Here is a 19,041-nt window from a genome sequence, read left to right as displayed (position 1 = left end):
ACCATGCGCTTCCTGTTCACCACCACACCCGGCTTCTCCCACACCGTCCCCCTCGTCCCGCTCGCCCAGGCGGCCCGGCTCGCCGGCCACCAGGTGCTGTTCGCGGCGGGCGGTCCCGCCCTGCGCGCGGCGACCGAGGCGGGCCTGACCGCCGTCGACCCGGCCCCCGGCGAGGACCTGACGGCCCCCTACATACGGCTCGCGTCGACCGCCATCGGCGAGGAGCTGTCCGTCGAGTACGTCATGCGGCAGGTGTTCGGCGCGTTCGCCGAGATCGGCGACATGATGCTGCCCGGCCTGACGCGCACCGCCCGCGAGTGGCGCGCCGACGTGGTGCTCTACCCGCCGATGCTGCCCGCCGCGCTGGTCGCCGCGCGGAACGCCGGCAGCCTCGCCGTGGAGCACGGCATCGGCCTGCGCCACCCGGTGTTCCCGCTCGGCGACGGCGCGGCAGCCGCCGAGGCCGGCGGACAGCGTCCACTGCCCGACGTCGAGCTGAGCCTGGGTCCCGAGTCGTTGGAGAAGATCAACCCGACCGCGCCGGCCGACGCCGTCCCGTACGACGTGGTGACGATGCGCCCCTGCTCGTACAACGGCGGCGGGGTGCTGCCCGACTGGGCGCTGTCCGCGCCGAAGCGGCCGCGCGTGCTGGTCACGCTCGGCTCGGTGCCCGCCCACAACGACACCCAGGTGGGGCTGCTGCGCGAGGTGATCCGCGGTGCCCTCGGCCTGGACGCCGAGGTCGTCGTCACCTCCGGCGGCTCGGACCTGGCGGGGAAGCTGGACGTCGACGACGAGCGGGTACGGCTGATGGACGCGTTCCTGCCGCTCGGGGCGGTGCTGCCGACCTGCGCGGCGGTGGTCCACCACGGCGGGATGAGCACCATGTTCTCCGCGCTCGCCGCCGGTGTCCCTCAGGTCGTCGTGCCCACCACCAAGGGCGACGCGCTCACCAACGCCCAGGTGGTCGCCGAGCGCGGCGCCGGTCTCGCGCTGGACCCCGCCGGGTGCACCGCCGACACGGTGGGCGAGGCCGTCCGCCGGGCCGTGCGCGAGCCCGGCTTCCGCGCGGTGAGCGAGGTCGTCTCGGCCGAACTGGCCGCCATGCCCGACCCGTCGGACGTGGTGGAGCAGCTCGCCCGCCGCGCCCGCGCCCACCGCTCCTGACCCCCGTCCCCTTCACGGAAGCCACCGCATCATGCAACTCACCGTCCTCGGCGCCACCGGGGGCACCGGCCGCCTGGTGGTCGAGCAGGCCCTCGACGCCGGCCATCACGTACGGGCCGTCGTCCGCGACCCGGCGAAGCTCACCGTCCGGCATGACAGGCTCGCCGTCCTGCGGGCCGACGTGTTCGCCGCCGTCGACCTGGTGCCCGCGATCGACGGCACCGACGCCGTCGTCTCCGCGCTCGGCGCCAGGGACCGCAAGGACACCGGGCAGGTCTGCTCGCGGGCCGTGCGCGCCCTGCTGGAGGCGATGGAGCGGACCGGGGTGCGCCGCGTCGTCGCGGTCAGCGCCCAGCCGGTGCTGCGCTCGGGCGCGGGCGAGCCGTTCTGGTTCCGTACGACGGTCACCCCGATCGTCCGGGCGGTCTACCGGAACGTGTACGCGGACCTGGAGGTGATGGAGCGCCTCCTCGCCGGCAGCGACACCGACTGGACGGTGCTGCGGCCCCCGTACCTCACCGACAAGCCGGGCACCGGCCGGTACCGGACCGCACTGGAGGAGAACGTCAGCGGTTCCAGCCTGACCCGCGCCGACCTCGCGAAGGCGCTGCTCGACGTGGTCGGCGACCCCGGCACGGTCCGCCACGCCATCGGCGTCGCGGGCCCCTGACCCGCCCCTGCCGTCCTGTCCGGCGTCCGGCGCGCGGACCGCGGGGTCGGGCGGGCCGGACCGATCCTCACGAGGAGAGAACCGTGTCCCGACCCGACTTCACCGAGGACGCCGCGCCGGGCGGGCCCGCGTACGCGCGCCGCTGGTGGGCGCTGGTCGTCATCGGGCTGGCCCAGCTGATGGTGGTGCTCGACGCCACGATCGTGAACATCGCCCTGCCGTCGGCCCAGACCGACCTGGTCTTCTCGGACGGCGACCGGCAGTGGGTGCTCACCGCCTACGCGCTGCCCTTCGGCAGTCTGCTGCTGCTCGGCGGGCGGCTCGCCGACCTGTTCGGCCGCCGCCGCGCCTTCCTGGCCGGGCTCGCCGGCTTCGCCGTCGCCTCGGCGGTCGGCGGCGCCGCGACCAGTTTCGGGATGCTCGTGGCGGCGCGGGCGGGGCAGGGCGTGTCCGGGGCGCTGCTGGCGCCCGCGGCGCTGTCCCTGCTCACCACGACGTTCACCGAACCGCGCGAGCGCGCCAAGGCGTTCAGCGTGTTCGGGGTCATCGCGGGCGCCGGCGGCGCCGTGGGGCTGCTGCTCGGCGGGGTGCTCACCGAGTACGTCGACTGGCGCTGGTGCCTCTACGTCAACCTGTTCTTCGCCGCCGCGGCCTTCGCCGGGGGCCTCGCCGTCCTGCCCGGCTTCCGCTCCGCGGGGCCGCGGCCCCGGCTGGACCTGCCCGGCACGGTCGCGGTCTCCGCCGGGGTGTTCGGCGTGGTCTTCGGGTCGGCCAACGCCGAGCGGACCGGCTGGGGCGCCCCGTCCGCCTGGGGGTTCCTGGCCGCCGGCGCGCTGCTGCTGGTGGCGTTCGTGTGGTGGCAGGTGCGGGCGCCGCATCCGCTGCTGCCGCTGCGGGTGCTGCTGGACCGCGACCGGGGCGCGTCGTTCCTGGCGATCCTCGTCGTCGGCTGCGGGCTGATGGGCGTCTTCCTCTTCCTGACGTACTACCTGCAGCTGAGCCTCGGCTACTCGGCGCTCAACACGGGCCTGGCGTTCCTGCCGATGATCGGCGCCATGGGCGTGGCTCCGGTGCTGGCGGCCGGGCTGCTGCCGAAGATCGGGCCGCGTCCCGTGGTGCCGGCCGCGATGGCGCTGACCGTCGCCGGACTGGTGTGGCTGACGACGCTGGACCTGGACAGCGCGTACGCGACCGGGGTGCTGCCGCCGCTGCTGGTGGTCGGCGCGGGCCTGGGCGGCGCGATGGCCCCGGCGATCAACATGGCCACGTACGGGGTCGAGGCCAGGGACGCGGGCGTCGCGTCGGCCGCGGTCAACATGGTGCTCCAGGTGGGTGGTTCGGGCACCCTCGCCGGGCTGAACACCCTGGCCACGAGTGCCGTGGCGGCCCGTCTGGAGGGCAGGCCCGCCACGCCGGCGGCGCAGGCGGAGGCCGCGCTGCACGGCTACGCCACCGCCTACTGGTGGTCGGCGGGCCTCTTCCTCGCCGGCGCGGTCGTCTGCTTCCTGCTGTACCGGCCGGGCCGGGTCGAGGTGTCGGAGCACCAGCCGGTCCCGATGTGACGGAGGGCGCGCACGCGCGTCGGCCGGGACCCGGTGTGCGGGTCCCGGCCGACGGCCGCCGTCGTCAGGCGCGTTCCGCCTCGGCGGCGAGGTGGTCCACCGTGCGCCGCAGCGCCTCGCCGAGCGGTACGCGCGGCGCCCAGCCGGTGGCGGCCCGGAACGCCGACGCGTCGATGGTGACGCTGGCGAAGTCGCCCGGCTCCGCGTGCGCGGGCGGTTCGACGGAGACGACGGGCACGGGCGGCTTGCCCACGCGCTCCGCCACGAGGGCGGCCACCTCCTCGAAGACCGGGCCGAGCGGGCTGCCGTGCCCCGTGCCGATCGGCCAGTGGCGGCCGGCGACGGCGTCGATGCGGTCGACGGCGGCGGTGACGGCGCGGGCGGCGTCCTCGATGTACAGCAGGTCGCGCCGGACCGTGCCGTCGTGCCACATCGTGATCGGGTCGCCGGCCAGCGCCCTGCGGGTCATGGCCGAGACGATGCCGCGGTCGCGTGCCGTGGAGTGCGGCCCGTAGCCGAAGACCGTCGGCAGCCGTACGGAGGCGGCCCGCACCGCGCCGCGGGCCGTCGCCTCCAAGAGCAGCCGCTCGGCGGCGAGCTTCTGGCGGTCGTACGCCCCGGCCGGCCGGTCCTCCTCGCTGCCGTCGAGGACGCCCTTGTCGCTGGGGCCGGCCTGGGACGCGGCGCCCGTGAACACGACGGCGGGCGGGGGCCCTTCGCTCCGGGCGGCGAGGGCGTCCACGAGGTCGCGGGCGAGCCCGACGTTGACGCGTTCGGCCGCCGTGTCGCCGTCCTCCACCCGCCAGGTGGAGGTGGCCGCGCTGTACAGGGTGGCCAGGACGACGATGTCGGCGCCCGCCACGGCGGCGGCCATCTCCCCCGGCTCCGTCAGGTCGGCGGCCCGCACCTCGACGTCGGCGCGGGCCCCGGCCGGGGCGGTGGCCGGACGGCGTGAGACGGCCCTGATCCGCACGTCCCGCGCGGCGAGTTCGCGCAGCACGGCCGAGCCGACGAATCCCGTCGCGCCGAGCAGCGCGACCAGCGGCGGGTTCACTGCCACAGCGCCTCCTCCGTCTTGCGGCAGGTGCCGTACTCGGGCAGCAGGCCCCGCTCGCGCGCCTCGGCGAGCGTGGGCGCGGCCTTGTCCCGCTCCGACTGGGCCAGTTCGTACCCCTCGGGCACGGGCAGGCCGAGGGCCGGGTCGAGGGGTGAGACGGCCAGCTCGTTCTCGGGGACGTACCCCTCCGACATGACGTAGACGACCATCGAGTCGTCCTCCAGGGAGAGGAACGCGTGGCCCACGCCGACGGGGATGTACACGGCCTTGCAGGTGTCGCCGCCCAGCTCGGCGGCCTCCCACCGGCCGAAGGTGGGCGAGCCGACCCGCAGGTCCACGAGGTAGTCGTGGACCCGGCCGTAGGGGCAGTAGACGTACTTGGCGCGGCCGGGCGGGGTGGCCGTGTAGTGGATGCCGCGCAGGACGCCCCGCGCGGACAGGTTGTGGCTGATGTCGCGGACGGGGAACAGGGTCTTGCCGCGGGCGCCGGTGAAGACGGCGTCCTGGTACGGCGAGGTGAACAGCCCGCGGTCGTCGCGGTGGACGGGCGGGGTGAACGCGAACGCGCCCTCGATGCCCAGGGTCTGAACCTGCACGGTGCTCACTGCCTTCCGATGGGGGTGACGGTCGCGTCCGGGGTCACAGTGCGGTGAGGACGTCGCGCAGGGCGTGGATGACGCGGTCCTGGACGGCCTCGGGGAGCGAGGGGTACATGGGCAGGGAGAAGATCTCCCCGGCGAGTTTCTCGGTGACGGGCAGGGAGCCCTTCTCCCACCCGAGGTGCGCGAAGCCGGACATGGTGTGCACGGGCCAGGGATAGCTGATGTTCAGCGCGATGCCGTGGGCCTTGAGCGCCTCGATGATCTCGTCGCGGCGCGGGTGGCGCACCACGTACACGTAGTAGACGTGGGTGTTGCCCGGGTTGGTGCGCGGCAGCAGCAGCCCGCCGGGCCCGGTCAGGTCGCCCAGGCCCTCCTCGTAGCGGCGGGCGACGGCGTTGCGGCCCTCGATGTAGGCGTCCAGGCGGCGGAGCTTGGTGCGCAGGATCTCGGCCTGGACCTCGTCGAGGCGGGAGTTGTGGCCCGGGGAGCGCACGACGTAGTACACCTTGTCCATGCCGTAGTAGCGCAGCTGGCGCATGGCGTGGTCGGTGTCCTCGTGCGCGGTCAGGACCGCGCCGCCGTCGCCGTAGGCGCCCAGGACCTTGGTGGGGTAGAAGGAGAAGGCGGCGGCGTCGCCCATCGTGCCGGCCAGCCGGCCGTGGTGGCGGGCGCCGTGGGCCTGCGCGCAGTCCTCCAGGATCCTCAGCCCGTGCCTGCGCGCGATCTCCTCCAGCGGTGCCATGTCGACGCACTGCCCGTACAGGTGGACCGGCAGGATCACCTTCGTCCGGTCGGTGACCGCCGCCTCGACACGGTCGGTGTCCATGAGGAAGTCGTCCTCGCGCACGTCCACGAACACCGGCGTCGCACCCGTCCCGGCGATCGCGACGACGGTGGGGGCCGCCGTGTTCGACACGGTGACCACCTCGTCGCCCGGCCCCACCCCCAGCGCCTCCAACGCCAGCTTCAACGCGTTCGTGCCGTTGTCCACCCCCGTGCACCGCATCCCCGCACCGTGGTACGCGGCGAACTCCTCCTCGAAGCCCGCCACACTCTCCCCCAGCACCAGACGCCCCGAGGCGAACACCCTCTCGACCGCGCCGAGAATGTCGGCCCTCTCCTTCTCGTACTCCGGCAGATAGTCCCAGACGTAAGTGGTCATGGCTCTCCTCTGGTCATGGCTGGTCCTTGCTCGCTGTGGTGCGTCCTGCGCGGTGGTCAGCGCCGCGCGGGCGCGCCGAACCACCGGTCGAGGGCCTCGCGGAGGCCGTCCGTCCCGGTGCCGGCCCAGGCGGTATACCCGTCGGGGCGCACCAGCAGGGTCTGGGGCGCGGCGAGCGGGTCGCCGGGGGCCGCTCCGACGGGCCGCGCCGTGACGGTCAGCACCCGGTCCTTCCAGCCCTCGGCCGCGGCCCGCGCCTCCGGGTCGTCGCCGAGGTCGAGGAGCAGTCCCTGGCCGGTGCGCAGCAGCGCCGCGGTGGTGGTGTCGCCGGTGGCGGTGCGCAGCGGGCGGGGCGGCAGGCGGCGGCCGAGCAGCGGGTGGGTGCCGTCGCCGAGGTCGTAGCGGATGTCGAGGCCGCTGACGACGCCGGCGAGGTGGCGCCGTACGTCCTCGTACGCGATGAGCTCCCCGAACAGGGAGCGCAGCGGGTCGGCTTCCTCGCCGCCGATGTAGAGGGCGCCCTGGACGCGGGTGTTGGTCAGCAGCCGGGCGCCGACCGGGTGGCGCTCGTCGTGGTAGGTGTCGAGGAGGCCGGGCGGGGCCCAGCCCTGGACGGTCGCGGCGAGCTTCCAGCCCAGGTTGACGGCGTCCTGCACGCCGGTGCTGAGGCCCTGGCCGCCGGCGGGGAGGTGGATGTGCGCGGCGTCCCCGGCGAGCAGCACCCGGCCGCGGCGGTAGTGGGTGACCTGGCGGGAGACGTCGGTGAAGGAGCTGACCCAGTGGGCGGAGCCGCCGCTGATGTCCTCGCCGGTGATGCGCCGCCAGGCGGCGGCGATCTCCGCGAAGTCCGGCTCGGTGGCGCGTTCGCCTGCGGGGGTGCCGGCGGGGCAGACGATGACGCGGTCCACGCCGTCGCCGAGCGGCGCGGCCATCACCATGCCCTCGGGGTGCCGCTCGCCGAGGAAGCGGGGGCGGATGGCGCAGCCGACGACGTCCGCGAGGTACATCTCGCGGGTGGCCGGGGAGCCGGGGAAGTCGAATCCGGCGGCTTTGCGGACGGCGCTGTGCCCGCCGTCGCAGCCGACCAGGTAGGCGGCGCGGAGGCGGCGGGCGCCCTGCGGGGTGGCGGCTTCGATCTCGACGGCGTCCCCCGTGTCGGTGAGGGCGGTCAGCTCCCAGCCGCGCCGGATGTCCGCGCCCAGTCCGCGGGCCCAGGCCTCCAGGACCTCCTCCGTCTTCGACTGGGGTATGCCGCGGGCGCCGAAGTGCGCGTCGGGCAGGACGGAGTAGTCGAAGACGATGCCGCCGAAGTGGCCCTGCGGGCTGGTCTCCAGGCCGGGCCCGAACCCTTCCAGCAGGCCGCGCTGGTCGAACACCTCCATGGTGCGGGCGGTGAAGCCGAGGCCGCGGGACTGGCCGGTGGGCCGGGCCAGCCGCTCCACCACGACGACGCGCGCGCCGCCCAGGCGCAGTTCGCCTGCGAGCATCAGCCCGGTCGGGCCGGCCCCGACGACGATGACGTCTGTGTCCATGGGTCTCTCCGTAGGTCGTGGCGCGTCCCCGGCCGTGCGGCGCGGTCGGCGCGGGCGGTACTGGGTGGTGCGCGCGGTACCGGGGGTGCGCGGGCGGCCGGTACGCGAGGGCGCGGGCGGGCTCAGGCCGCGTCGCCGCGCCGGTCGGTGGTGATGTCCATGAGGTAGCGGCCGTACGGGGAGTGGGCGAGGGCCATGCCGAGCCGGTGGCAGGCGTCGCGGTCGATGTAGCCCATGCGCCAGGCGATCTCCTCCACGCAGCCGATCCGCACCCCCTGCCGGTGCGAGAGCATCTGCACGTACTGCCCCGCGTCGGTGAGCGCGTCGTGGGTGCCCGTGTCCAGCCAGACGAAGCCGCGCCCCAGCTGCACCAGGGCGGCCTTGCCCCGCTCCAGGTAGATCCGGTTGAGGTCGGTGATCTCCAGTTCGCCGCGCTCCGACGGGCGCAGCGAGCGGGCGAGGCGGACGACGTCGTTGTCGTAGAAGTACAGGCCCGTGATCGCCAGGTTGGAGCGGGGCCGCGCGGGCTTCTCCTCCAGCCGGGTCAGCCGGCCGTCCTCGTCGATCTCGGCCACGCCGTACCGCTCGGGGTCCGCGACCGGGTAGCCGAACAGGACGCAGCCGTCGACGTCCGTGGCGCTGCTGCGCAGGATGTCGCCGAACCCGGGGCCGTGGAACAGGTTGTCGCCCAGGATGAGGGCGACCTGGTCGTCCCCGATGTGCTCCGCGCCCAGGATGAACGCGTCGGCCAGGCCGCGCGGCTTGTCCTGCTCGGCGTACGTCAGGGTGAGCCCGAGCGTCGAGCCGTCGCCCAGCAGCCGCTGGAAGCCGGGCACGTCGCCGGGCGCGGAGATGATCTGGATCTCCCGCACCCCGGCCAGCATCAGCACGGACAGCGGGTAGTAGATCATCGGCTTGTCGTAGACGGGCAGGAGCTGTTTGGAGACGCCCAGGGTGATCGGGTGCAGCCGCGTGCCGTGGCCGCCGGCGAGGATGATTCCTTTCACGCTTCCACCTCTGTGAGGGTCCGAGGGCCGTCCGGCTCGCCGAACCAGCGCCGCAGAGCGGCCCGTGTGGCGCCCCGGTCCGGTTCGCCCCGCCGCAGGGCCAGCACGACATGGCCGTCCGGGCGGACGAGGAGGGTGCCGGTGTCGTCCGGGAGGTCCGGGCAGGGTGCGCGGAGCGCCGCCGCCACCTCGCGCACCCGCCCGGCCCACGGCGCGGCGGCCGGCGCCGTCTCCCCCGGTCCGGCGGCCAGGCGCAGCAGGACGCCCCGCCCGTCACGCAGCAGCGAGAAGGTCGTCGCCGGCCCGCCGCCCGCCGTCAGCTCCGCGTACGGCAGCCGGGCGCCGAGCAGCGGATGCGGGCCGGGGGACGGCGGCGCGCCGGGCCGCGGCCCGTCCGGGGCCGCGACGTCGTAGCGGATGTCCAGGCCGGAGATGATCCCGGCCAGGTGGGCGCGCACCGGTTCCATCCGCAGCAGTTCGCCGAGCAGGGCGCGCGGCGGCTCGGACTCGGCGCCGCCGAACAGCAGTCCGGCCTGGGTCTCGATGTTGTCCAGCACCCGCCGGCCGACCGGGTGGCGTTCGGAGTGGTAGGTGTCCAGGAGGCCGGGGGGCGCCCAGCCCCGGACGGTCGCCGCGAGCTTCCAGCCGAGGTTGACGGCGTCCTGGAGGCCGAGGTTGAGCGCCTGGCCGCCGATCGGGGGCTGCCGGTGCGCGGCGTCCCCGGCGAACAGCAGCCGGCCGTGGCGGTAGGAGGTGAGCTGGCGGCAGGCGTCGCCGAACGCGTTGCGCCACAGGGGCGTGCCGCCGCCGATGTCCTCGCCGGTGACGCGCCGCCAGGCGCGGACGATCTCCTCGTACGGCGGTTCGCCGGTGCGCGGGCGCGGGGCGGCGCCGAACTCGTGGACCATCACGCGGGTGACCCCGTCCGGGCGCCGGGCGGCGATGGCCAGGCCGTGCGGCAGCCGCTCGAAGCGCCGGTCGGGGATCTCGACGCCGGCGACGTCGGCGCGCAGCAGTTCGCGGCGGGCGTCGTGGCCGGGGAACGGCACGCCGGTCAGGCGGCGTACGGTGCTGTCCTCGCCGTCGCAGGCGACCGCGTAGGCGGCGCGGACCCGCCGCGTCCCGTCGGGGCCGGCGATCTCGGCCTCCACCCCGTCCTCCCGCACGTCGAGGGCGCGCAGTTCGCGGCCGCGCAGCACACGGGCGCCGAGCGACCGCGCCCACTGCCCGAGCAGCTCCTCGGTGCGGGTCTGCGGCACCTTCCACTGGCCGCCGTAGGGCCCGGGCAGGTCCAGGGAGAGCGGGAGGCCGCCGAAGTGGCCGCGCGGTTCGCGGGGCGGGGTGCCCAGCGTGCCGAGCAGGCCCCGCGCGTCGAGGATCTCCATGGTCCTGGCGTGCAGGGTGGAGGCGCGCGACTCGGTGGTGGGGGTGTCCAGCCGTTCCACGACGAGGACGTCGGCGCCGCCCAGCCGCAGTTCGGCGGCGAGCATCAGTCCGACGGGGCCCCCGCCCACGACGAGGACCCGCGCGGTGTGCGGGCGGGGGGTCCGCTCGGTCACGCCCGGCGCCTCTCGGCGTGGTCCCGGGCGTGGCCGAGGGTGGCGAGGCTGTTGGCGCTGAGCGCGCCGCGCACGTAGTCGCGGGCGTCGGCGACGGTCGCCCGCTCGCCCAGGACCTTCGCGATGTTGTCCGTGTTGAGGACGACCGTGTGCTGGGAGGAGGCGGCGACCTTGCCGTCCTCGGTCTCCCGGAACGTCCAGCGGCCGGTGTGGAGGGTCATCAGGGCGGGCAGGGTGGTCTGCTTGTAGACGATCCGGTGGTGCGGATGGCAGACCCGGTAGGAGTGGGTGGTGTGGGTCGAGCCGTCCTTGGCGCGGGTCTCCATGCGCAGGCTCTGCACGCCCGGCGTGTCCTCGGTCAGTTCCACGGACGCCACGTGCGGGAGCCGCTCGGGCCAGCGGCCGGCCTCGTTGACGAAGTCGTAGAGGTCCTCGGCGGAGCCGTCGACGAGCACGGTGTCCTCGAAGGAGAACATCAGGTCGTCCTCGGCCGCCACCCGCTCCAGATTGGCCTTGAGCGCGGCCAGTTCGGACCGCGAGTTGCGGTCGACGGCCTCGTCGATCCAGGCGAGCCCCTCCGGGTCGTCGTCCACCGCGCGGTAGTCGTGCAGCAGGGTGACGCGGCAGCTGGCCGCGGTGAGCGGCTCGATGACCCAGGCGCCGCCCATCGCCGCGACGGGCGGCGCGGAGACCTCCTGCCGGAAGTCGACGCGCAGCGCGGCGGGGTCCAGGGTGCGCCGCGACGACCAGGTCTTCACCTCCCCGTTGGCGGTGGCCCAGATGCGGATGCGCTCCTGGTCGCCGTCGCGTTCCAGATGGTCGACGAAGATGGTGGGCGGGAAGATCCGCGGCCAGTTCTCCACCTCGGCGATCAGCCGGTAGACGTCCCCGGCGGGTGCGTCGACGGTGATGTCGTGCGCGGTCTCACGCGTCCCGTTCGCTGTCATGGCTGTGGTTCCCTCTCGTCCCGGGCGGTGGTCGGTGCGGCGGCTCAGTAGTTGCCCAGGCCGCCGCAGACGTTGAGCGCCTGGGAGGTGATGGACGCGGCGGTGTCGGAGGCGAGGTAGCCGACGAGGCCGGCGACCTCCTCGGGCGTCGAGTAGCGGCCCAGCGGGATCTTGGCCTGGAACTTCTCGAGGATGGCGTCCTCGGTCGTGTCGTAGGCGGCGGCGTAGCCCTGGCGGACGCGCTGCGCCATCGGCGTCTCGACGTATCCGGGGCACACCGCGTTGACGGTGATGCCGGTCGGGGCCAGCTCGTTGCCGAGGGCCTTGGTGAAGCCGACGACGCCGTGCTTGGACGCCGAGTAGGGGGCGCCGAGCACCACGCCCTGCTTGCCGGCCGTGGAGGCGATGTTGATGATCCGGCCGCGGTCCTTGTCCCGCATGCCGCCGGTGGTGAGGACCTCGCGGGTCATCCGGAAGACGCTGTTGAGGTTGGTGTCGATGACGTCGTGCCACAGCTCGTCGGCGATGTCGGCGGTGACGCCGCCGCCGCTGCGCCCGGCGTTGTTGACGAGGACGTCGACGGTGCCGAAGCGGTCGACGGCGGCCTGGACGAACGCCTTGACGTCGGCGTCCCGGCGCACGTCGAGGGCGGTGCCGTCGGCCTCGTACCCCTCCTCGCGCAGCTGCTTGACGGTGCTGAGGACGTTCTCGGCGGTGCGCGCGCCGATGAAGACGCGGTGTCCGGCGGCGGCGAGGGTCCGGGCGACGGCGAGCCCGATCCCGCTGGTGGCGCCGGTGATCAGGGCGACTCTCCGGTGCTGCTGAGACATGCTCTGGCTCTTTCCTTCGTACGTACGAGGTGGACGGCGTGCGGGGTGCCGGGCGCCGGTGCGCGGCCGGCCGGGCCGGGACGGGGCCGGTCAGGCGGCGACGAGCCGCCCGTTGACGGCGTCGATCAGCTCCCGGGGGGTGGCGGCGTCGGTGAGCACGGAGTCCTCGAGGGTGATGCCGTACTCGCGCTCGATGCGGCTGCCGGTCTCCAGCAGGGCCAGCGACTCGTAGCCGAGGTCGGTGAAGGTGGTGTCGAGGATGTCGCCGTCGAGGTCGGTCTCCTCGTCCGCGCCCGCGCTCTCCAGCAGGATGCGCTTGAGGTCGGCGAGGGTGAATTCGGTCGTGGACACGTCGTTCCCTTCGGTCAGCCGGGGGTGGCCGGCTTCGGGCGGGTGGGGACTTGCGGTGGGGCGCCGGCCGGCCGGCGGCCGGTGGGTCTTGCGGTGGGACGCCGGCCGGCCGGCGGTCAGTCGGAGGCCGGCCGGTCGGCGGCGCGGCGCAGGACCATGGCGGAGTTGAAGCCGCCGTGGCCGCGGGCGATGACGAGCGCGGTGTCCACCCGGGCGGGCCGCGGCTGGGCGATCACCAGGTCGAGCGCGTGGCGGGACGCCGGACGGACGTGGACGGTGGGCGGGATCAGGCCGGAGCCGATGGACAGCGCGGCGGCGGCCAGGTCGAGCGGCGCCCCGCCGGAGTGGAGGCGGCCGGTCATCGTCTTGGGCGCGGTGACCGGGACGCCGCGCGGTCCGAAGACGGCGCCGATGGCGTCCGCCTCCGCCGCGTCGAGTGCGGGCACCCCGGCGGCGTCGGCGAAGACCACGTCGACGTCGGAGGGTGCGGCCCCGGCGTCGGCGAGGGCCAGTTCGACCGCGCGCCGCAGGCCCGGCGGGCGGCCGCTGCCCGGGCGGGGGTCGAAGGTGGCTCCGTATCCGGCGATCTCGCCGTGGATCCGGGCGCCCCTGGCGCGGGCGCTCCGCGCGTCCTCGACGACGAGGATGGCACCGCCCTCGCCGGGCACATGGCCGCTCGCGTCCTCGTCGAAGGGCAGATAGGCGCGGGTCGGCTCGTCGCGGGTGGTGAGCCGTCCGCTGGTCAGCTGGGCGACCCAGCCCCACGGGCAGATCGAGGCGTCGACACCGCCGGTGACGATCACCGGCGTGCCCTTGCGGATCTGCCGGCGGGCCTGCGCGACGGCGTCGAGGCCGCCGGCCTGGTCGGCGACGACGACACCGCTGGGGCCCTTCAGCCCGTTGCGGATGGAGATCTGGCCGCTGTTGACGGCGTAGAACCAGGCGAACGACTGGTAGGCGCTGACGTACTGGCTGCCGCGCGCCCACAGGTTGCGCAGCTCTCCCTGGCCGAACTCGAAGCCGCCGGACGCGCTGGCGGTGATCACCCCCATGTCGTACGGGGGCAGTGCGCGCGGGTCGATGCCGGCGTCCGCGAGCGCCCAGTCGGCCGCGGCGAGCGCCATCCGGGTCATCCGGTCGGTCTGCGGCAGCAGCCGGCCGGGCAGGTGGTCCTCGGCGACGAAGCCGGGGACCTCGCCGGCCAGCCGGGCCGGGTAGCGGGCCGGGTCGAAGCGGGTGACGCGGCCGATGCCGCTCTTGCCGGCGCGGGTGGCGGCCCAGTAGTCGCGGGTGCCGAGGCCGTTGGGCGCGGCGACGCCGAGCCCGGTGATGACGGCTGTGGTGTTCACGCTGCCGCCTTTCCGCGCCGGTCGGGCCGGGCCAGGACCATGGCGCTCTGGAAGCCGCCGAATCCGCTGCCGACCGTCAGCACGGCGTCCGTGGTCTGCTCGCGCGCGGTGCGCGGCACGTAGTCGAGGTCGCATTCGGGGTCGGGGGTGGTCAGGTTCGCGGTGGGCGGGACGACGCCGTGCTCCATGGCGAGGGCGCTGGCGGCGATCTCCAGGGAGCCGATGGCGCCGAGCGAGTGCCCGACCATCGACTTGATGGAGCTGACGGGGACCCGGTAGGCGTGGTCGCCGAGGCTCTTCTTGAACGCCGCGGTCTCGTGGCGGTCGTTCTGCTTGGTGCCGGAGCCGTGGGCGTTGACGTAGTGGATGTCGGACGGGTTGAGGGCGGCCTCGTCGAGTGCGGCGGTGATCGCCTCGGCCATCTCGGCGCCGTCGGGGCGCAGTCCGGTCATGTGGTAGGCGTTGCTGCGGGTGGCGTAGCCGGCGATCTCCGCGTAGATGTGCGCGCCGCGCCGGCGGGCGTGCTCCAGCTCCTCCAGGACAAAGACGGCGCAGCCCTCGCCGAGGACGAAGCCGTTGCGGGTGGCGTCGAAGGGCCGGGAGGCGGTCGCCGGGTCGTCGGTGCGCGGGGTGGTCGCCTTGATGGCGTCGAAGCAGGCCATGGTGATGGGCGAGATGGGCGCGTCGGAGGAGCCGGCGACCATGAGGTCGGCGCTGCCCTCGCGGATGAGTTCGGCGGCGTATCCGACGGAGTCGATGCCGGAGGTGCAGCCGGTGGAGACCATGCCGGCGGGTCCCTCGGCGCCGACGGCCCAGGCGGCCTCGCGGACGAAGGAGCTGGGCACCATCGCGTCGAAGAGGTGCGGTACGGCGTAGTCGTGGTCCACCAGGTCGAGCCGGCCGCCGTCGCTGACGACGCGGTACTCGCGGTCGAGGGTCATGGTCGCGCCGACGGCGCTGCCGAGGGTGACGCCCACCCGGTGCGGGTCGAGCGCGGCCGCGTCCACGCCGCTGTCGGCTACGGCGGCACGCGCTGCGACGACGGCGAACTGGGCGGCCCGGTCCATGCGGCGGGCCTCCTGCGGGGTCAGTCCGTGCGCCTCGGGGTCGAAGTCCATCTCGGCGGCGACGCGGGAGCGGAACGGCGCGGGGTCGAAGAAGGTGATCGCGCGGGTCGCGGTGCGGCCCTCGCTGAGGAGCCGCCAGAACGGCCCGGTGCCGATCCCTCCGGGGGCGAGGACCTCCATGCCGGTGATGGCGACGCGCCGGGCGCTCACGCTCCCGCCTCCCAGTGGTAGAAGCGGGTGGCCATGGCGTCGGCCGGGGAGCGCCAGGTGGCCGGGTCGTACGCCTCGATGTGCGGCTTGAGGTCTTCGCTGATCCGCACGAAGCGCGGGTCGGTCTTGGCCTCCTCGATGCGCCGGGAGCCGTCGTCGGAGTCGAAGTCCTGGAGGTGGAAGTACAGCCCTCGGTAGTGGAAGAGCTGGCGGCGGCGCGTGCCCATGCGGTGGGGCATCTCCGTGGCGTCGAAGTCGGCGAACAGCCTGGCGACGTCGTCGCTCGCGGCCGGGAGCATCCGCGCCACGATCAGGGTGCTGTGCAAGGTCTCTCTCCTTCTGGGCTCACGGGTGGGCCCGGCGCCGTGCGCGCCCGGCGGCGGGTGGCGGGGGCGGTGGTCGCCGGCCACGGGCGGCCTTGGTGCGGGGCGGCGGACGGGGGCGGCTTCGTGCGCGGGCGCGCGGTGCGCCGGGCGCGGGGAGCCGTCGGCTCGGGTGCGGGACGGGTGTGTCCGGGCCGGTCAGGGGGCCTGACGAACCGGCCGGAAACAGCGCACCGGAACACCGGAACCCGTGGAAACAAGGTTCACCGCTCGGGCGCCGCCGTACAAGAACATCTGTTTCAGGACGAGGTCAGGTTGCGTCATATTCATGGCCGCCCGTGTGCCTGAGTGGGTGGCCGGTCATATCCAAGTCAGAGATTCGTCAAACGCGCGGGAAACGGAATCCGATGTCCGGCTGATAAAAGACGCCGGCCCCGCGAGACGGGGTCTCGCGGGGCCGGCGCCGAGGGCGCTGCACGCTTCTCTCGGGTGGTCACGGGGGAGGTGGAGAGAGTCGGAAGTGCCGGGTTGTACAGGTCGGTTCCCGGACGGTTCCGGGATGGCCGGAGAACGCCTTCACGGCACTCGCGTCAAGCGCCTGGCGACCCCCCTGCCCGGCCGGAGCCGGGTGCCGGGGGGAGGCGGTTCAGGACGATGTCGCGCAACCGCCCAGCTGGAAGCCGATGCCGCGGACGGTCAGTATCCAGTCACTGCCGCCCAGCTTGTTGCGCAGGCTGCTGACATGGGTGTCGATGGTCCGGCGGGACCACACGTCGCCCCACACCTCGCGCATGATGCGCTTGCGCGGGATGACCGTGTCGGGCTGCGACGCGAGCAGGTAGAGGAGGTCGAACTCCTTGCGGGTCACCTCGACGCGGCGGCCGTGGACGCTGACCTGGCGTGCGGCGGCGTCGATGCGCAGCGCGCCGTGCGAGATGACGGGCGGGGCGGCGGCGTGCGCCTGGACGCGCCGCATGACGGCGTCCATGCGGGCCAGCAGCTCCCGGAAGCCGTAGGGCTTGACCAGGTAGTCGTCGGCACCGGCCTGGAGGCCGAGGACCCGGTCCAGTTCGGTGCCCCGGGCGGTGACGGCGATGACCGGGGTGGTCCCGGCCGAGCGGACCCGCCGGCACACCTCGAGGCCGTCGAGGTCGGGCAGTTCCAGGTCGAGCAGGACGATGTCGACCGTGTCGTACTCGTACAGGGCGGCCATTCCGGTCTCCACGCGCCGCACGTCGTGGCCGTGCCGCCGCAGCCCCTTCACCAGGGTCTCGGCGTGGTCGCCGTCGTTCTCGACCACGAGCACCCGCCAGACGGTGGACGACTGCGCGACCGCCGGCCGGAGCGGGGCCCTCACCTCCTCCTCTTTCTCTTCCGGCCTCCCCGTGACGGCCGGCACCGGCCGATGGCTGCGCATCAGGTCCGTACGGCTCACTGTCTCCCCCTTTTGACAGTCCGACAGCAAAAAGGACCCGGAGGGTGTTACGCACTGGGACGGAAAATTGCAGGCCGGCCCGCGGAGAGACGGTCCCCTCACGGGAAACGGCCAGCCGCATGCGACACGTAAACTTCCCCCGCATCATTAAGTCAACAGCATAACAAACCTTCATAGTTGAGCCGCAAGGGAGAAAATGATCTCCAGCCGGACGCCCCCGGCTCACCCTCTCACGCAAACCGCCCGCATTGGCGTGCCGCCACCGGGTCGCCGGACTTTCGGTCGTCGTGGAATGTGGCTCAAAACCACCTCGACACGGCAACGCGCGATATCCACTCCGCTCGGGTGTGATGACGGGCCGGATTCATGGAATTGAATACTCCGAATAGCCCGTGCGGTTCCGTTTACCGCCGGGCCTGTGTCCGGCCACCGCCCCGTGCCCGTGCGGCACCGTGCGCGCCGCCCCGGTGAAGGACGCCGAAAGGCGCCGTGCGCGCCGCCCGGTGGAGGGCGGCGCGCACGGCGGGGAGGGAGGGACCGGCCCCGGTCCGGGTGCCGGGGCGCTACGAGAACAGCCGCCTGATGTGCTCGGGGGCGTCGGTGCCGGCCCACTCGGCGGTCTGCCGCATCAGGTCGGGCGTCGCCTCGAAGCACCGGTTGCCGGGGTCGCCCAGTTCGAACGGGGCGGGCAGCGCCTCGGTCTTCCGGATGCGGGCGAACACGCTGAGCGCCGCCTCGCCGGGCGGCAGGGCCCCGGACTCCACCTGCTCACACAGCTCGCGGGTGTAGGTGAGCAGTCCGCTGACGTCGGGCCCGACCGGGTCGGGCAGGCCCGGCGTCTCCCGCTCCTCCAGCGCCCGCAGCACCGCGTCGTCGCGGGACTCCAGGAAGGTCCGGTAGGCCCGTTCCAGCGTCATGGTGGGCAGGATGCTGGTCGCCTTCCACACCCGGGACACGGCGTTCCACAAGTCGTAGTCGCGGAAGCCGACGAACGAGCTGTAGACCAGGTCGTCGTGCACGTCGAACAGGCCCTGCTGGAGCGCGTCGAGGTAGGCGAACCGCTCGGTGGACCAGTCGCCGTCGCGGGACGCCTCGATGAGCCGCCACGCCAGCGAGTTGACCAGCTCCAGCGTGTTGGTCAGGCCGCGCGAGTACAGGGCGTCGATGAATCCCGCCGCGTGCGAGGTGAGGCAGTAGCGCTCGCCGACGGTGCGGGTCGCGGAGTACTGGAGGCGGCCGGTGCCCACCCAGGGGCGTACCGCGCGGGCGTCGGTGAACTGCTCGGCGATCTGCGGGAACCGGCGGAGGAACGCGTCGAACTCCTCCTGCGGCGACTGGTCGGTCTTCGGGAAGACCCGCTCGTCCAGCGTCAGTCCGACGCTGCACAGGGTGCTCATCGCGCCGTCGTGGTTGTCGAACGGGATCACCCACAGCCAGCCGCCGTCGAAGACGTGGTGCAGGGTGCCGTGGTGCCACGGGTTGGGCTGCTTGTGCGCGGCGGCCGCCTCGGTGTCGTCGAACGGCGTGACGTTGACCATGTGGGTGAACAGGGTGCGGGAGTGGTGCCGGGCGCGGGTGGGCTCCTCCCGCAGCCCGAACGCGTCGGCGACGGGCGAGCGGAAGCCGCTGCCGTCCACCAGGTACTCGGCGCGGAACTCCTCGCCCCGCTCCGAGCGCAGCAGGACGCCGTCGGGACCCGTCTCGATGTCCTTGACCCGGGTGGCGAGGCGGGCGTGGGCGCCGTACTTCACGGCCAGGTTGAACAGGTACGCGTCGATGTCCTGGCGGAACAGATGGCTCTCGGTGCGCTGCCACTCGGGGATGACCAGCTGGTTGACCTCCGTCGGGTCCTGCGGGCGGCCCTCGCGGTGGTACACGAAGCCGAAGTTCTGCTTCCGCCCGCTCATCGGCGAGATCCGCTCCTGGATGCCGCGGAAGCTGGCGAGCGGGGCGATCTCGGGGACGTCGTACCGCTCCGCGATGATCTTCGTGAGGGTGGAGGTGTACGGGATGGTCGACTCGCCGACCGCGAAGCGGGGGTGGACGCCCGCGTCGATGATCAGGACCTTGACCCCGTTGCGGGCGAGCACCGCGCCGAGCATCCCGCCGGCCATGCCCGCGCCGAGCACGGCCACGTCGTAGCGCTCCCCGGGAGCACCGTCCTGCGACTTCGTACTGATCGAGTTCACGTCGAGCCTTTCGGTGGTGGAC

General features: G+C 73.9%; 17 protein-coding genes. 3 read left to right on the top strand and 14 right to left on the bottom strand.

The window, feature by feature from the left end:
• The first annotated feature begins 3 nt into the window (after window positions 1–3).
• From ACSUPT_RS23475 to ACSUPT_RS23465, 3 genes are all read left to right on the top strand, one after another.
• The gene (locus ACSUPT_RS23475; protein WP_436945445.1) at window positions 4–1,167 is read left to right on the top strand and encodes a nucleotide disphospho-sugar-binding domain-containing protein; all 1,164 of its coding nucleotides are present in this window, start codon (window positions 4–6) and stop codon (window positions 1,165–1,167) included.
• Between the two features lie 31 nt (window positions 1,168–1,198).
• On the top strand, window positions 1,199–1,837 hold the full coding sequence (locus ACSUPT_RS23470) for an NAD(P)-dependent oxidoreductase (RefSeq protein ID WP_361663394.1): 639 nt from the start codon (window positions 1,199–1,201) through the stop codon (window positions 1,835–1,837).
• 83 nt (window positions 1,838–1,920) lie between these two features.
• Window positions 1,921–3,399, top strand: a complete 1,479-nt coding sequence (locus ACSUPT_RS23465; RefSeq protein ID WP_351968145.1) for an MFS transporter — start codon at window positions 1,921–1,923, stop codon at window positions 3,397–3,399.
• A gap of 64 nt (window positions 3,400–3,463) precedes the next feature.
• On the opposite strand, the gene ACSUPT_RS23460 is transcribed toward ACSUPT_RS23465, so the two are convergent.
• The 14 genes from ACSUPT_RS23460 to ACSUPT_RS23395 all read right to left on the bottom strand — a co-directional run bounded on the left by ACSUPT_RS23460 (window position 3,464) and on the right by ACSUPT_RS23395 (window position 19,019).
• Window positions 3,464–4,459 (bottom strand): NAD-dependent epimerase/dehydratase family protein, encoded by a 996-nt coding sequence (locus ACSUPT_RS23460; protein WP_399217843.1) that lies wholly within the window; start codon window positions 4,457–4,459, stop codon window positions 3,464–3,466.
• A complete protein-coding gene (locus tag ACSUPT_RS23455) occupies window positions 4,450–5,052 on the bottom strand; it encodes a dTDP-4-dehydrorhamnose 3,5-epimerase family protein (RefSeq protein ID WP_436945444.1) in 603 nt (200 codons plus the stop codon). Before ACSUPT_RS23455 ends, ACSUPT_RS23460 begins: the two co-directional genes overlap by 10 nt.
• Window positions 5,053–5,095: 43 nt before the next feature.
• On the bottom strand, window positions 5,096–6,220 hold the full coding sequence (locus ACSUPT_RS23450; protein WP_436945443.1) for a DegT/DnrJ/EryC1/StrS family aminotransferase: 1,125 nt from the start codon (window positions 6,218–6,220) through the stop codon (window positions 5,096–5,098).
• Window positions 6,221–6,276: 56 nt separating this feature from the next.
• Window positions 6,277–7,752, bottom strand: coding sequence for an FAD-dependent monooxygenase (locus ACSUPT_RS23445; protein ID WP_351968454.1), 1,476 nt, complete (start codon window positions 7,750–7,752; stop codon window positions 6,277–6,279).
• A 122-nt stretch (window positions 7,753–7,874) separates the two neighbouring features.
• Complete coding sequence (gene rfbA / locus ACSUPT_RS23440; protein WP_351968453.1) at window positions 7,875–8,759, bottom strand: glucose-1-phosphate thymidylyltransferase RfbA; 885 nt, start codon at window positions 8,757–8,759, stop codon at window positions 7,875–7,877.
• Complete coding sequence (locus ACSUPT_RS23435; protein WP_436946257.1) at window positions 8,756–10,249, bottom strand: FAD-dependent monooxygenase; 1,494 nt, start codon at window positions 10,247–10,249, stop codon at window positions 8,756–8,758. Before ACSUPT_RS23435 ends, rfbA begins: the two co-directional genes overlap by 4 nt.
• 65 nt (window positions 10,250–10,314) lie before the next feature.
• Window positions 10,315–11,265 (bottom strand): aromatase/cyclase, encoded by a 951-nt coding sequence (locus ACSUPT_RS23430; RefSeq protein ID WP_351968451.1) that lies wholly within the window; start codon window positions 11,263–11,265, stop codon window positions 10,315–10,317.
• A gap of 44 nt (window positions 11,266–11,309) precedes the next feature.
• Window positions 11,310–12,095: a 3-oxoacyl-ACP reductase FabG gene (gene fabG, locus ACSUPT_RS23425; RefSeq protein ID WP_351968450.1), complete on the bottom strand. Its 786-nt coding sequence runs from the start codon at window positions 12,093–12,095 to the stop codon at window positions 11,310–11,312.
• A 90-nt stretch (window positions 12,096–12,185) separates the two neighbouring features.
• On the bottom strand, window positions 12,186–12,446 hold the full coding sequence (locus ACSUPT_RS23420; protein WP_351968449.1) for an acyl carrier protein: 261 nt from the start codon (window positions 12,444–12,446) through the stop codon (window positions 12,186–12,188).
• 116 nt (window positions 12,447–12,562) lie between these two features.
• Window positions 12,563–13,795 (bottom strand): ketosynthase chain-length factor, encoded by a 1,233-nt coding sequence (locus tag ACSUPT_RS23415; protein ID WP_436945442.1) that lies wholly within the window; start codon window positions 13,793–13,795, stop codon window positions 12,563–12,565.
• On the bottom strand, window positions 13,792–15,072 hold the full coding sequence (locus tag ACSUPT_RS23410) for a beta-ketoacyl-[acyl-carrier-protein] synthase family protein (protein ID WP_436945441.1): 1,281 nt from the start codon (window positions 15,070–15,072) through the stop codon (window positions 13,792–13,794). Before ACSUPT_RS23410 ends, ACSUPT_RS23415 begins: the two co-directional genes overlap by 4 nt.
• Entirely contained in the window at window positions 15,069–15,398 is a 330-nt protein-coding gene (locus ACSUPT_RS23405; RefSeq protein WP_351968446.1) for a TcmI family type II polyketide cyclase, read from the bottom strand. Before ACSUPT_RS23405 ends, ACSUPT_RS23410 begins: the two co-directional genes overlap by 4 nt.
• Window positions 15,399–16,041: 643 nt before the next feature.
• Window positions 16,042–16,752: a response regulator transcription factor gene (locus ACSUPT_RS23400; protein WP_351968445.1), complete on the bottom strand. Its 711-nt coding sequence runs from the start codon at window positions 16,750–16,752 to the stop codon at window positions 16,042–16,044.
• 641 nt (window positions 16,753–17,393) lie between these two features.
• Window positions 17,394–19,019 carry an NAD(P)/FAD-dependent oxidoreductase gene (locus tag ACSUPT_RS23395; RefSeq protein ID WP_361665239.1) on the bottom strand — a complete coding sequence of 542 codons (1,626 nt, stop codon included), beginning with the start codon at window positions 19,017–19,019 and terminating at the stop codon, window positions 17,394–17,396.
• Between the last annotated feature and the right edge of the window lie 22 nt (window positions 19,020–19,041).

Origin of the sequence: Streptomyces sp. SudanB25_2051, from assembly GCF_964272635.1 — a bacterium.
Lineage (GTDB): Bacteria > Actinomycetota > Actinomycetes > Streptomycetales > Streptomycetaceae > Streptomyces.
The sequence above is the reverse complement of the archived record's forward strand: the minus strand, read 5'-3'. Positions and strand labels throughout refer to the sequence as shown.

Excerpts from the sequence above, each read along its gene's own strand:
- ACSUPT_RS23430 (WP_351968451.1), bottom strand. The coding sequence starts at position 11,265 with ATGACAGCGAACGGGACGCGTGAGACCGCGCACGACATCACCGTCGAC.
- ACSUPT_RS23450 (WP_436945443.1), bottom strand. The coding sequence starts at position 6,220 with ATGACCACTTACGTCTGGGACTATCTGCCGGAGTACGAGAAGGAGAGG.
- fabG (WP_351968450.1), bottom strand. The coding sequence starts at position 12,095 with ATGTCTCAGCAGCACCGGAGAGTCGCCCTGATCACCGGCGCCACCAGC.
- ACSUPT_RS23435 (WP_436946257.1), bottom strand. The coding sequence starts at position 10,249 with ATGCTCGCCGCCGAACTGCGGCTGGGCGGCGCCGACGTCCTCGTCGTG.
- ACSUPT_RS23470 (WP_361663394.1), top strand. The coding sequence starts at position 1,199 with ATGCAACTCACCGTCCTCGGCGCCACCGGGGGCACCGGCCGCCTGGTG.
- ACSUPT_RS23445 (WP_351968454.1), bottom strand. The coding sequence starts at position 7,752 with ATGGACACAGACGTCATCGTCGTCGGGGCCGGCCCGACCGGGCTGATG.
- ACSUPT_RS23475 (WP_436945445.1), top strand. The coding sequence starts at position 4 with ATGCGCTTCCTGTTCACCACCACACCCGGCTTCTCCCACACCGTCCCC.